We start from the raw sequence: 13,432 nt of genomic DNA on the forward strand, positions 1-13,432 counted from the left end.
TTAGCATAAGGGTTTTTTCTCGGGAACCCCGGGGCGGCGGGGGTAGGCCCCGGGGGTGGGCGCCACCTTGGCCAGGACCACCAAGGCCCTCTCCTCCTCCAGAAAGGGGAGGCGGAGCCGGTGAACGCCCTCCAAGGCCCCTCCCAGGGCGGGAAGGGCCCGGGGTAAGGGGGCCAGCTCCTCCTCCACCCGGGGGCCCTTCTGGGCCACCAGGTACCCCCCCACCCGCACAAAGGGAAGGCCCAACTCGGCCAGCACGCACAGGGGGGCCACCGCCCGGACCACCACCCGGTGGTAGCCCTCCCGGTGCTCCGGCAGGTGGGCCAGGGCCTCGGCCCGGCCCCAAAGGGGGTAGGCCCCCTTCAGCCCCAAGGCCCGCACCGCCTCCTCCAGGAAGGCCACCTTCTTGCGCACCGCATCCAGGAGGACCACCTCCAGCTCGGGCCGCACGATCTTCAGGGGAAGGCCGGGAAACCCCGCCCCCGTGCCCAGGTCCAGAACCCGCAAGGGTCCCTCCCAAAGGGGAAGCCGGAGGAGGGTGAGGGAGTCCAGGAAGTGCTTGACCACCACCTCCCCCTCGGTGCGGAGGGCGGTGAGGTTGACCCTCTGGTTGGCGGCCATGAGGAGCTGGTAGAGCCGGGAAAAGGCAAGAAGGTGGGGGGCAAGGTCCAGGCCCAGGGCCCGCCCTCCTTCCAGAAGAAGCCTCTCCCCTTCCCCCGTCAGGCCCATCCTCCCCCCTGTTTCCCGTGAAACACTACCCCCACCTCCTCAGGTGGACCAAGAGGGCGGTGAGGTCGGAGTCGCGGAGGCCGGGGATCCGGGCGGCCTCGGCCAGGGTGCGGGGTCTTTGCCGGGAGAGCTTCTCCACCGCCTCCCGGGAAAGGCCGGGCACCCTGGGGTAGTCCAGGCCCTCGGGGATGCGGTGGGCCTCGAGGTGGCGCATCCTCTCCCGCAGGCGCTCCTGCCGTTCTATGTAGCCCGCATACTTGGCCCGGATCTCCACCTGCTCCGCCTCCTCCTGGGACAAGGGGGAAGGGGGCGGAAACCGCTCCGCCAGGGCCCGGTAGGTGTTCCCCGGCCGCCTGAGCCACTGGAGGCCAGAAACCCCCTCCATCCGCAGGGCCTCGAGGCGCTTAAGCTCCTCCTCCACCCTCCGGTACTTGGCCCGCACCCCCTCCAGGTCCTCCCTGGGCCTCAGGCCCCAGGCCACGGCCAGGGGAGTAAGGCGCTCGTCGGCGTTGTCCGCCCGGCAGAGGAGCCTGAGCTCCACCCGGGAGGTCATCATCCGGTAGGGCTCGTCCGTGCCCCTTCCCACCAGGTCGTCCACCAGGACCCCGAGGTAGCCGCTCTCCCGGGGAAGGTGCACCTCGGGAAGCCCCAGGGCGAACCGGGCGGCGTTCAGCCCCGCCAAGAGCCCCTGGGCCGCCGCCTCCTCGTAGCCCGAGGTGCCGTTCACCTGTCCGGCGCTGAAGAGGCCGGGAAGGAGGCGGGACTGGAGGCCCCGGGTGAGCTCCGTGGGGTCCAGGCTGTCGTACTCCACGGCGTAGGCGTAGCGTTGGATCACCGCCCGACAAAACCCGGGGAGGCTTCGCACCATCTCCTCCTGAAGCTCCGGGGGAAGGCTTGAGGAAAACCCCTGGAGGTAGACCTCGCTGGTCTCCAGCCCATCGGGCTCCACGAAGAGAAGGTGGCTCTCCTTGTCGGCGAAGCGCACCACCTTGTCCTCAATGGAGGGGCAGTACCGGGGCCCGATGCCCTCTATGTCCCCGGCGTAAAGGGGGGAGAGGTGCAGGTTTTCCCGGATCAGGCGGTGGGTCCTCTCCGTGGTGCGGGTCTGCCAGGTGGGAAGCCAGGCGGCGTGGGGGCCCGGGTTTCCCGTGAAACTCCCCGGGGGCACCTCGGGGGGAACCACCTCCAGCTCCGAGAACTCCACGCTGTCCGCCCGGATGCGGGGCGGGGTCCCCGTCTTGAAGCGCCTTAGGGTGTGGCCCACCGCCTTTAGGCTCTGGGAGAGGAAGCGGGCCGGGGGCTCCCCCTGGCGCCCGGCGGGCCGGGACTTTCGCCCGTACCAGACCACCCCGGAGAGGAAGGTTCCCCCCGCCACCACCACCGCCTTGGCCGGGAGGGCCCGCCCGTCCACGGTGCGCACGCCGAGAAGCCTCCCCCCCTCCACCCAGAGGGCCGCCACCTCCCCCCGGAGCACCGCTATGGGCCTTTCCGACAGGATCTCCTGGGCCTTTAGGGCGTAGAGGTCCCGGTCCACCTGGACCCTAAGGCTTTGCACCGCCGGCCCCTTGGAGCGGTTCAGGACCCGGGTGTGGATGGCGGTGGCGTCCGCCGCCCGGCCCATGAGCCCTCCCAGGGCCACCAGCTCGGCCACCAGCTGGCTCTTCCCCGGCCCCCCCACCGCCGGGTTGCAGGGCATCATGCCGATCCTCTCCGGGTTCACGGTGACCAGGGCCACCCGGACCCCCAGGGCCGCGGCCGCCCAGGCGGCCTCGAGGCCCGCATGGCCCCCACCCACCACCACCACGTCGTACCCCATCCCGCCCTCCACTTTACCCAAGCCCCTGGCGTAGAATGTTCCTCCGGACAACGGGGGTGGCCTTGACCCACGAGGCGGTTTGGCAACACGTCCTGGAGCACATCCGGCGCAACATCACCGAGGTGGAGTTCCACACCTGGTTTGAAAGGATCCGTCCCCTGGGGGTCCGGGACGGGGTGCTGGAGCTCGCCGTGCCCACCTCCTTCGCCCTGGACTGGGTCCGGCGGCACTACGCCGAACTCATCCAGGAGGCCCTGGGCCTCCTGGGGGCCCAGGCCCCCCGCTTTGAGCTCAAGGTGGTGCCGGGGGCCGTGGTCCAGGAGGACATCTTCCACGCCTCCCCCAAGCCCGAAAGCGAAAAGCCCAAGCTCAACCCCAAGTACACCTTTGAGAACTTCGTGGTGGGCCCCAACAACTCCATGGCCCACGCCGCGGCGGTGGCCGTGGCCGAGTCCCCGGGCCGGGCCTACAACCCCCTTTTCATCTACGGGGGGGTGGGCCTGGGGAAGACCCACCTGATGCACGCCGTGGGCCACTCCGTGGCCAAGCGCTTCCCCCACTTGAAGATTGAGTACGTTTCCACGGAGACCTTCACCAACGAGCTCATCAACGCCATCCGGGAAGACCGCATGGCGGAGTTCCGCGAGCGCTACCGCTCCGTGGACCTCCTCCTGGTGGACGACATCCAGTTCATCGCCGGCAAGGAGCGCACCCAGGAGGAGTTCTTCCACACCTTCAACGCCCTTTACGAGGCCCACAAGCAGATCATCCTCTCCTCCGACCGGCCGCCCAAGGACATTCTGACCCTCGAGGCCCGCCTCCGGAGCCGCTTTGAGTGGGGGCTCATCACCGACATCCAGCCCCCCGACCTGGAAACCCGCATCGCCATCCTCAAGATGAACGCCGAGCAGCGGGGCCTGCGCATCGGGGAGGAGGTGCTGGAGTACATCGCCCGGCAGGTCACCTCCAACATCCGCGAGCTGGAGGGCGCCCTCATGCGGGCCATCGCTTACGCCTCCCTAAACGGGGTGGAACTCACCCGCAGCGTGGCCGCCAAGGCCCTCTCCGACATCTTCGCCCCCCGGGAGGTAGAGGTGGACCCCCAGGAGATCGTGCGCAAGGTGGCCGAGCACTTCGCCCTCCGCCCCGAGGACCTCCTGGGGGGTGGCAGGAGGAAGGAGGTGGTGCTTCCCCGCCAGATCGCCATGTACCTGGTGCGGGAGCTCACCCGCGCCTCCCTGCCCGAGATCGGCCAGCTCTTCGGCGGCCGCGACCACACCACGGTCCTCTACGCCATCCAGAAGATCCAGGAGCTCGCCGAGAGCGACCGGGAGGTCCAGGGGCTCCTGAGGTCCCTTCGGGAGGTGCTGGCGTGACCCCTGTGGATAACCTGTGGATAACCCTGTGGATAAGTGGCCTCGTCCTGTGGATAACCCTGTGGACAACCTGTGGAAAACTCCCCTGGGGCAGGACCCTGTGGATAACTCCTCGGTTATCCACACCTTATCCACAGGCCGGGGCGGGTTTTCCACAAGGGTTGTCCACAAGCCCTTTTCCCTCCTGGAGGGCGTTTTCCCCTCCTTATCCACATATCCACAGCTCCTACTACTACGACTACGGATCTTTTAAAGTTTTTAAAAGACTTAGTAGTAGCAGTAAAAGGAGGACCGCAAAATGAAGGTAGCCCTTCCAAAAAACCTTCTGGCCGAGCAGATCGCTCTCCTGGAGCGGGTGATTCCCTCCAGGAGCTCCAACCCCTTGCTCACCTATGCGGGCCTGGCCGCGGGCCCGGAAACCCTGGTCCTCTTCGGCTCCAACGGCGAGGTGGACCTGGAGATCCGCCTTCCCGCCCAGGTCCAAGGGGAGGGCGCCTACCTGGTCCCCTCCCAGCCCTTCTTCCAGCTGGTGCGGAGCCTCCCCGGGGAGGAGGCGGTCCTTTCCCTAGAGGGGGAGCTCGTCCTTTCCTCGGGCCGCTTTACCACCCGGCTGGCCCTGGCCCCGGTGGAGGGCTACCCCGAGCTCCTTTTCCCCGAACCCGAGGGCCCAAGCGAGGCCTTCCCCCTGCAGGCCCTCCTCTCCTCGGGCGACCTTCTCCGCCTCCTCACCCAGGTGCGCTACGCCGCCAGCAACGAGGAGTACCGGGCCATCTTCCGAGGGGTGCAGCTGGAGTTCTCCCAGGGAGGCTTGAGGGCGGTGGCCTCCGACGGCTACCGCTTGGCCCTTTCCGAGCTTTCCAAGCCCCAGCCCTTCGCCAAGAAGGCGGTGGTCCCCGCCCGGAGCGCCGATGAGGTGGTCCGGGTCCTGAAGGCCCTGGGGGAGGGGGAGGTGGCCTTGGCCCTGGGCCCCGGGACCTTGGGCCTGGCGGTGCGGGGGGAGGGGACGGGGGTGCGCCTGAGCGTGCGCCTCATGGAAGGGGAGTTCCCCGACTACGAAAAGGTGATTCCCAAGGACTTTCCCTTGAGGGTGCGCCTCGAGGTGGACCCCTTCCGGGAGGCCCTGCGGCGAGTGAGCGTGCTCTCGGATCGGCAGAACCACCGGGTGGACCTCCTCTTCCAGGAGGGCCGGGTGCTCCTCTCCGCCGAAGGGGATTACGGCAAGGGCCAGGAGGAGGTGGCGGTGGCCATGGAGGGCACCCCCATGGGCCTGGCCTACAACGCCCGCTACCTCCTGGAGGCCCTGGCTCCCTTGGAAGGGGAGGCTTTCTTGGAGATGAGCGGCCCCACCAGCCCCACCCTGGTGCGCCCTTCCGGGGAGGAGGGGTACCGGGCGGTGGTGGTGCCCCTCAGGGTGTAGGCTGGGAAAAGAGGGGCGTGAAGCGCTTCCATAGGAGGTATCCATGACCACGATCGTCAGCGTGAAGGCGCGGGAAGTGCTGGATTCCCGGGGTTTCCCCACGGTGGAGGCCGAGGTGGAGCTGGAAGGGGGGGCGCGGGGCCGGGCCCTGGTGCCCTCCGGGGCCTCCACCGGGACCCATGAGGCCCTGGAGCTAAGGGACGGGGGAAGGCGCTACCTGGGCAAGGGGGTGCGTCGGGCGGTGGAGAACGTCAACGAGCGCATCGCCCCCGAGCTCATCGGCCGGGACGCCCTGGACCAGGAGGGGGTGGACCGGGCCCTTCTGGAGCTTGACGGCACCCCCAACAAGGCGAACCTGGGGGCCAACGCCCTTCTGGCCGTCTCCCTGGCCACGGCCCGGGCGGCGGCGGAGGCCCTGGGGCTTCCCCTTTACCGCTACCTGGGTGGGGTTCAAGGAGTGGTCCTGCCCGTTCCCCTGATGAACGTCATCAACGGCGGCAAGCACGCCGACAACCGGGTGGACTTCCAGGAGTTTATGCTGGTGCCCGCCGGGATGGAAAGCTTCTCCGAGGCCTTGCGGGTGGGGGCCGAGGTCTTCCACACCCTCAAGGGGGTGCTGAAGGAAAGGGGTTACAGCACCAACGTGGGGGACGAGGGAGGCTTCGCCCCGGACCTCAAACGCAACGAGGAGGCGGTGGAGCTCCTCCTCCTGGCCATTGAGCGGGCGGGTTACACCCCCGGGGAAGAGGTCTCCCTGGCCCTGGACCCTGCGGCGAGCGAGCTTTACCGGGACGGGAGGTACCACCTGGAGGGGGAGGGGAGGGTCTTGGCCCCGGAGGAGATGGTGGCCTTCTGGGCGCGGTGGGTGGAGAAGTACCCCATCCGCTCCCTGGAGGACGGGATGGCTGAGGACGACTGGGAAGGGTGGAAGCTTCTCACCCAGGAGCTTGGGGACAAGGTGCAGCTGGTGGGGGACGACCTCTTCGTCACCAACCCCGAAAGGCTCCGGATGGGGATTGAGCGCGGCGTGGCCAACGCCGTCCTGGTCAAGGTGAACCAGATCGGCACTCTTTCCGAGACCCTCGAGGCCATCCGCCTGGCCCAGCGGGCGGGCTACCGGGCGGTGATCAGCCACCGCTCGGGGGAGACCGAGGACAGCTTCATCGCCGACCTGGCGGTGGCGGTGAACGCCGGGCAGATCAAGACCGGTTCCCTCTCCCGCTCCGACCGTCTGGCCAAGTACAACCAGCTCTTGCGCATTGAGGAGGAGCTGGGCCGGGCGGCCCGCTTCCTGGGCTATGGGGCCTTTTAAGCGCACCAAGATCGTGGCCACCCTGGGCCCGGCCACGGACACCAAGGAGACCATCCGGGCCCTGGCCGAGGCGGGGGCGGACGTTTTCCGCTTGAACTTCAGTCACGGCCTCCCCGAGGACCACAAGCGGCGGGCGGCCTGGGTGCGGGAGGTGTCCCAAGAGCTCGGCAAGACCCTGGCCCTGCTCCAGGACCTGCAGGGCCCCAAGATCCGCATCGGCCGCTTCCAGAAGGGCCGGGCGGAGCTCAAGCCGGGCCAGCCCTTCGTCCTCACCCGTCTCCCCGTGGAGGGGGATGAGACCCGGGTTTCCCTCACCTACAAGGGGCTCCCCGAGGACGTGCGCCCCGGGCAGGTGCTCCTTTTGGACGACGGTCGGGTCCGCCTCCGGGTGGAGAGGGTGGTGGGGGACGAGATCCACACCCTGGTGGAGGTGGGGGGCGTCCTCTCCGACCACAAGGGCATCAACGTGCCCGGGGCCGACCTCTCCATCCCCGCCCTCTCGGAAAAGGACATCCAGGACCTGGCCCTGGGGGCGGAGATCGGGGTGGACTGGGTGGCGGTTTCCTTCGTGCGCACCCGGGACGACCTCCTCCTCGCCCGCCACTACCTTTCCCGCTACGGCTCCCGGGCCAGGCTCATGGCCAAGATAGAAAAGCCCTCGGCCGTGGCCCGCTTCGAGGAGATCCTGGAGGAGGCCGATGGCATCATGGTGGCCCGGGGGGACCTGGGGGTGGAGATGCCCCTGGAGGAGGTGCCCATCGTGCAAAAGCGCCTCATCCTCCGGGCCATCGCCGCAGGCAAACCCGTGATCACCGCCACCCAGATGCTGGAGTCCATGGTGCAGAACCCGAGCCCCACCCGGGCCGAGGCCTCGGACGTGGCCAACGCCATCTTTGACGGTACGGACGCGGTGATGCTCTCGGCGGAGACCGCCGCCGGGGCCTACCCCGTGGAGGCGGTGGCCATGATGGCCAGGATCGCCAAGGCGGTGGAGGCTTCCCCCGAGTTTTTGCAGAAGCTCAACGTCCTCAGGCCCTCCCCCACCCCCACCACCCAGGACGCCATCGCCCAGGCGGCCGACGACATCGTGGAGGCCGTGGGGGCCCGGGCCATCGTGGTCTTCACCGCCACCGGGGGCTCGGCCCGCAGGATCGCCCGCACCCGGCCCCAGGTGCCCATCCTGGCCCTCACCCCAAGCCCCGAGGTGGAGCGGCAGCTGGCCCTGGTCTGGGGGGTGGTGCCCCACCTGGCCCCCGACCCCCAGGACACCGACGACATGGTGCGCATCGCCCTCAGGGAGGTGAAGGCCCTGGGCCTGGCCCAGGTGGGGGAGAGGGTGGTCATCGCCGCCGGGGTGCCCTTCGGGGTCCGGGGGACCACCAACCTCCTCCGGGTGGAGCGGGTGGCCTGATACCGCCCCATGCCGGCCCCAAGAGGAGGCTCTCGGCCTTGGGTAAGGGCCTCCCCGTTGCAGAAGCGCTTAGGGGAAGAGGGCCAGGGCGCTGACCACGGGCCTAGGGGTGCCCTGGTAGGGGCTTTTTAGGGCACCCTTCACCCAGAGCTGGGCCGAGCCGCCCCCGTCCATGCGGAGGGCGTTCCAGGCCCCTAGGGAGAGGAGGGCCCGGGCCAGGGCGCCGGGCGTGGTGGGCTCGGAGACGAGGAGCCAGAGCCTCCCCTCCTTGGTCCAGGCCACCGCCGCCTGGGGGGCTATGGCTTGAAGGGGCCTGGGGTCCCGGAAGTACTCTTTATCGGGGTCAAAGGCGTAGATTCCCTCCTGGACGAGAAGGGGGCCCCCCTCCAGGGCGTAGCGGAAGGGCGGGTCCAGGCGGCCGTAGAGGGAAAGACGCTCCCCCAGGCCCAAGGGGAAGGGGGGGGCCCCCTTAGGGAAGGTGAGGGCCCAGTGCCCTTCGGGGAGTTCCGCCGGGGCGGGGAGGAGGGCCACCACCCGGTCCTGCCGCACCAGGGCCACCTCCTCCCCTTCCCTCCCCACAGGCCCCGGGACGGTATGGGCGGTGTGGCGGGCGCGGGAGGCGTTCACCCCCACCCGGACCCTTTCCCCCTTAGGCCCCACCGCCTCGGCCACGAACCGGGGGAGGCCCAGGAAGAAGGAGAACCCGTCCCAGAGGAGGGCCACCCGGCCGTAGGGGTAGGAGAGGGTCACCCCGTCTTGCACCCAAAGGCCGATGGGGGTGCCCGTCTTGGGGTCAAAGTAGCCCCCGTTGAGGGCGGCGAGGGCCCCGGGAGCCAGGTCCCTAGGCAGGGCCCTCTTCCCGGGCGCGCCCACGGGGAGGAGCCTCCCCCTTTCCGCCTCCACCAGGTAGAGCCTCAGGGGCTCGGGGGTGAAGCCGTAGACCTCACGGTAGCGCACCCCGGGGGCCAGGGGTTCCTCCACCTCGGGGGCGAGGAGGTAGAGGTCCAGGACCAGGCGGGGGGGGTCCTCGAGGGGGAAGAGGCGGTGGTAGAGGGTGCCCCCTTCCACCCCCAGGGTGAGCTCGGTGGCCCCGGGGAGGAGGCGGACCCCGGCCTTTAGGCCCTCGGGCCAGGGGGCCTGGAGGAGGCCCGGGGCGAGGTAGGGCAGGTAGAGGGTGGCCCCCTCCTTCCCCCGCTCCTCCCGGGGCTCAGCGAGGTAGGGGGCGGGGAGGTCCAGGACCACCCTTAGCCCCGAGGGCCTTTTCCCGAAGCGCACCCCCGCCTCGGGCACCCGGAAGTAGCCCAGGGCCTTGAGCGCCTCCAAGGGGAACCGGTCCCCTTCCGGGGGAGGCAGGTGGGCCCCCAGGGGCTCGGCCCAGCCCACCCCGGGCAGGTAGACGAAGCGCTTTCCGCCCCCCTCGTACACCCAGGCCCCCCCTTCCTCCCGGAAGGCGAGGCCCACCTGCTCCACGGGGAGGAGGGTCTGGCCTAGGGCGAGGCCGAGGAACAGGAAGAGGGCGAGCCGCCTCATCCTCCCATGAAACCAAACCTTTCTGAGAAGCGGATGGAGCCCTACCCCTTCACCACGATGAGGGGCCTGAGGCGGGCCACCTTTTTCCCGATCCCCGCCCCCTCCACCGCCTCCACCACCAAGGAGACGTCCTTGTAGGCCTCGGGCATCTCCTCGTCCACCGTGGCCCGGGTGGCGGCCCGGACCAGGATGCCCTTTTCCGCAAGCTCCTTCACCAGGTTCCGCTCCCGGGCTACCCGTTTGGCCTGGTGGCGGCTCATCTTGCGCCCGGCCCCGTGGCAGCTGCTTCCGAAGGAGACCGCCATGGCCCTTTCCGTCCCCGTCAGGACGTAGGAGTAGCGGCCCATGTCCCCCGGCACCAGGACGGGCTGGCCCACCTTGCGGTACTCCTCCGGGATCTCCGGATTTCCGGGGCCGAAGGCCCGGGTGGCCCCCTTGCGGTGGACCAGGACCCGCCTTCCCCCGTGCTCCTCAAACTTGGCGTTGTTGTGGGCGAGGTCGTAGAGGACCCTGAGGCCGTGGTCCCTGGGGGTGAAGCCCACCTCCTCAAAGGCCTCCCGCACGAAGTGGGCGATGAGCTGGCGGTTGGCGAAGGCGAAGTTGGCGGCGGCGGCCATGGCCTGGAGGTAGTCCTGGCCCTCGGGGCTCCTTATGGGGGCGGCGGCGAGCTGCTTGTCCACGAGTTCAATGCCGTAGCGGGGGGCTACTTTAAGGAAACGCTCCACATAGTCCTGGCAGACCTGGTGGCCCAGGCCCCGGCTTCCCGTGTGGATGAGGACGGTGATCTGGCCTTTGAAGAGGCCGAAGGCTAGGGCCGCCTCCTCATGGTAGATCTCGTCCACGTACTGCACCTCCAGGAAGTGGTTCCCGCTCCCCAGAGTGCCGATCTGGGGGGCCCCCCGTTCGAAGGCCCGCTCCGAGACCTTGTCGGGGTTGGCCCAGGGGAGGCGGCCCTCGGACTCGATGAAGCCCACGTCCTCGGGGTAGCCAAAGCCCCGCTTCACCAGCCAGCCCGCCCCCTCCTTCAGGATCTCCTTGAGCTCCTTCTTGCTAAAGCGCACGTCCCGCCTTTGGCTTCCCACCCCCGAGGGCACCAGGCGGTAGAGGGCGTCGGCGAGTTCCCGCTGGCGGGGGAGGAGGTCCTCCAGGGCGAGGTGGGAGACGAGGAGGCGGACCCCGCAGTTGGAGACCACGAACCCCTCCGCCACGAAGTTGTGGTCGGGGTGGGCCATGGAAAGGTCGTACACCCTCCCCCTATAAGGTACCCGCTCCACCGCGTTCACCCGATCGAAGAGCATCGCCCCCTGCGCCGCCACGAATTCGGGGAAGGTGGGGAAGCCCTGGGGCCGGAAAGCGCCCCGCTTCTCGTAAAGTGTCCGCTCCGCGAAGCGACGGGAGACCCTAAGCCGGTGGGCGATGGCCGCCACCTTCTCGCCGGCCTCCCGCAGGGCCAAGACCTCCGCGGCCATAGCCTCCCTCCGAGCCAGGTGGGCCTGCTTCAGGCGGAGGTAAAGGGCGGCGAGAAGGGCGAGGCGCGCCTTCTTAGGAGCGTAGGCGTAGCCCACCTCCTCGTAGAGCCGGGCGAGGTTCTCCGGGGTGGAGCGGAGGATGAGCTTGAAGCGGTGAGAAGGGTCCTCGGGTTCCTCCCAGTCGGCTTCCTCGCGAAGGTCCTGGACCTCGAGGCCCAGGGAAACCACCAGGCGGGCTAGGTCCTCCATGAAGGCCCTTCCGCCTTCCCTTTGGCTTAGGCGCTTGGACTGGGAGAGGACGGGGGCTATAAGGTTGAAGCCGTGGCCGCTCACGGCCTTGGGCGCGGAAAGCTCCGCCCCAAAAAGGCCCGCGAGGAAGTTGGCCTTAAGCCAGGGGGGGAGCCCAAAAAGCCAAGGAGGCAGGCTAAAGCCCTGCTTGGCCTTGGCCCCCTCGGGAAGGCCTAGGGTGCGGAGGAGGAGGAAGAGGGCGCGGGAGGCCACCTTAAGGCTCGCCTCCTCTGCGGTGAAGGTCCGCCCCCGGAAGGTGTGGTTGCGCTTGCGCAGGTAGGGTCCTCCTACCCGAAAACCGAGACGCGCCAAGTCGGCCTTGGCTTCCAGCAAGCCCTCTCTCTCCCCGTAAAGGACGAGGTAGGCCCTCCCCCCAGAGCGGTAGAGGGTGCCGTCCCCCAGAGCGTAGCCCAAAAGGCGAAGGAGGGCCGGCAAATGGGGGTGGTCTGCCCGGAGGGGAAGGAGGCCCCGTGCCCGGAGTTCCTGGAGGGCCTTGGGAAAACCGAGGGCCTGGGCCCAAGCCTCCGCTTCCTCTTCCTCTAGGAGGGGCAGGGGTGGGGGGGGCTCGTAGGGGAATCCCCGGAAAGGGTGGACCGCCACCCGGTCCCCTGGCCGCAAGGTGCCTGCGGGCCGCATCCCCTCAGGGGTATAAAGGGGGTGGTCAGGAGTAGCCTCCAGAATAAATCCCCCTTCGGTGCGGAGCCGAAGGAGCTCGTCGGCCTCCCGCGAAAGGAGGAGCGCCGCCTCGGCAGTTTCCGGCCGCTCCTCCAGCCGCCACGCCACTAGGCAAGGCGCCTTTTCTTCCGCCAGTTCCTCTATAGGTCGGGTGTACCTGTCGCGGAAGAGGACCCGGGTTCCGGGGGGCAGGCAGTTGATGTCAAACCCCACGCCCCCCGGGCTCACCACCCCGCCCTCCTCCGGGTCAAAGGCCGCCACCCCCCCGATGGGGAAGCCGTAGCCCCAGTGGATGTCGGGCATGGCCAGGGCGGGCTCCACGATGCCGGGCAGGGTGGCCACGTTCATGAGCTGCTGCAAGGAGGCGTAGTTTTCCGCCTCGAGGTCCTGCAAAATCTCCTCCGAGGCAAAGAACACCGCGTCCACCCGCATCTTTCCCTGCCGGGGGATGCGGTAGGTGAAGGGAGCAATCCTCTCAAAGCGCATGGCGCCCTCCAAAACAAAACCGCCGGGCTTTGGGGGCCCGGGCTTACCTTCAAGCTACCCGGGTATGCGGTATGCGTCAAGGATATGCAAGGCCCTTCCCCTGTAGGCTTAGGCTATGCGCGGCCTTTTGGTGCGGTTCCTCCTCAACACCCTGGCCCTCTGGCTGGTGAGCCTCCTCTACCCTGGGGTGGCCTTCGCACCCGGGGCGGGGCTTGTGGACTACCTGGTGGCCGGGGCCATCTGGGGCCTGGCCAACGCCTTTCTCCGCCCCCTCTTCCTCTTCCTCACCCTCCCCCTCAACCTCCTCACCCTGGGGCTTTTCACCTGGGTGGTGAACGGCGCCCTCCTTTACCTGGTGGCCCAGGTGACGGCTTTGGAGGTCCGGGGGTTCCTCGAGGCCCTCCTCGGGGCCTTCCTCCTCTCCCTGGTGAGCCTCTTCCTCAACTGGCTCTTCCGGGACTAGCGGTTTTCCATCACGTAGCGGGAAAGCTCCTCTATCAGTACCTCCTGCTCCCCGATGATGGCCTTCACCGCATCCCCGATGGAGACCACCCCCACCACCCTGCCCCCCTCCACCACGGGCAGGTGCCGCACCCGGTGCTCGGTCATGAGGCGCATGGCCTCCGAGAGCTCCGTCTCCGGGGCCACGGTGACCACCTCCCGGGTCATGACCTCCTCCACCCGGGTGTCCTTGGAGAAGCGGCCCAGGAGCACCAGCTTGCGGGCGTAGTCCCGCTCGGAGAAGACGCCGAGAAGCCACTCCCCTTCCATGACCAAAAGGGCGCCGATATCGTGCCGGGCCAGGGCCTCCAGGGCTTCCAGCACCGTGGCCTTGGGGTGGATGGCATGGACCGCGCTCCCCTTGCGGAGCAGAACCTGGCGGACCGTCATGAGCCCCCCTTTCCTTTAGGGGACCATTATAC

At 68.8% G+C, this 13,432-nt stretch carries 9 protein-coding genes and 2 pseudogenes; 5 read left to right on the forward strand and 6 right to left on the reverse strand.

Features of this window, described 5'->3' with window-relative positions; translation table 11 throughout:
• Together rsmG and mnmG are read right to left on the reverse strand one after the other, a co-directional pair.
• Positions 1-729 (reverse strand): 16S rRNA (guanine(527)-N(7))-methyltransferase RsmG, encoded by a 729-nt coding sequence (gene rsmG, locus ACZ5RK_RS02760; protein WP_464909586.1) that lies wholly within the window; start codon positions 727-729, stop codon positions 1-3.
• Positions 730-754: 25 nt separating this feature from the next.
• Positions 755-2,557, reverse strand: coding sequence for a tRNA uridine-5-carboxymethylaminomethyl(34) synthesis enzyme MnmG (mnmG, locus tag ACZ5RK_RS02765; protein WP_464910045.1), 1,803 nt, complete (start codon positions 2,555-2,557; stop codon positions 755-757).
• 50 nt (positions 2,558-2,607) lie between these two features.
• On the opposite strand from mnmG, the gene dnaA reads away from it, so the two are divergent.
• The 4 genes from dnaA to pyk all read left to right on the forward strand — a co-directional run bounded on the left by dnaA (position 2,608) and on the right by pyk (position 8,061).
• Entirely contained in the window at positions 2,608-3,921 is a 1,314-nt protein-coding gene (dnaA, locus tag ACZ5RK_RS02770; protein WP_464910046.1) for a chromosomal replication initiator protein DnaA, read from the forward strand.
• 298 nt (positions 3,922-4,219) lie between these two features.
• Positions 4,220-5,338 (forward strand): DNA polymerase III subunit beta, encoded by a 1,119-nt coding sequence (gene dnaN / locus ACZ5RK_RS02775; protein WP_464909587.1) that lies wholly within the window; start codon positions 4,220-4,222, stop codon positions 5,336-5,338.
• Positions 5,339-5,381: 43 nt separating this feature from the next.
• Entirely contained in the window at positions 5,382-6,650 is a 1,269-nt protein-coding gene (gene eno / locus ACZ5RK_RS02780; protein WP_464909588.1) for a phosphopyruvate hydratase, read from the forward strand.
• Positions 6,637-8,061, forward strand: coding sequence for a pyruvate kinase (gene pyk, locus ACZ5RK_RS02785; protein ID WP_464909589.1), 1,425 nt, complete (start codon positions 6,637-6,639; stop codon positions 8,059-8,061). The genes eno and pyk overlap by 14 nt, the downstream gene beginning before the upstream one ends.
• Before the next feature lie 69 nt (positions 8,062-8,130).
• On the opposite strand, the gene ACZ5RK_RS02790 is transcribed toward pyk, so the two are convergent.
• From ACZ5RK_RS02790 to ACZ5RK_RS02800, 3 genes and pseudogenes are all read right to left on the reverse strand, one after another.
• Positions 8,131-9,591: a phosphodiester glycosidase family protein gene (locus ACZ5RK_RS02790; RefSeq protein WP_464909590.1), complete on the reverse strand. Its 1,461-nt coding sequence runs from the start codon at positions 9,589-9,591 to the stop codon at positions 8,131-8,133.
• Between the two features lie 41 nt (positions 9,592-9,632).
• Positions 9,633-10,793, reverse strand: a pseudogene (rtcB, locus tag ACZ5RK_RS02795) (RNA ligase RtcB); the annotation flags it as partial.
• Between the two features lie 39 nt (positions 10,794-10,832).
• A pseudogene (locus ACZ5RK_RS02800) lies at positions 10,833-12,509 on the reverse strand (RtcB family protein); the annotation flags it as partial.
• Between the two features lie 115 nt (positions 12,510-12,624).
• Between ACZ5RK_RS02800 and ACZ5RK_RS02805 the strand changes: the two are divergent.
• Positions 12,625-12,972, forward strand: coding sequence for a phage holin family protein (locus tag ACZ5RK_RS02805; protein ID WP_054647674.1), 348 nt, complete (start codon positions 12,625-12,627; stop codon positions 12,970-12,972).
• On the opposite strand, the gene ACZ5RK_RS02810 is transcribed toward ACZ5RK_RS02805, so the two are convergent.
• The gene (locus ACZ5RK_RS02810; RefSeq protein WP_464909591.1) at positions 12,969-13,400 is read right to left on the reverse strand and encodes a CBS domain-containing protein; all 432 of its coding nucleotides are present in this window, start codon (positions 13,398-13,400) and stop codon (positions 12,969-12,971) included. The genes ACZ5RK_RS02805 and ACZ5RK_RS02810 overlap by 4 nt on opposite strands.
• Positions 13,401-13,432 lie beyond the last annotated feature (32 nt).

The organism is Thermus kawarayensis JCM 12314 (genome assembly GCF_055393575.1).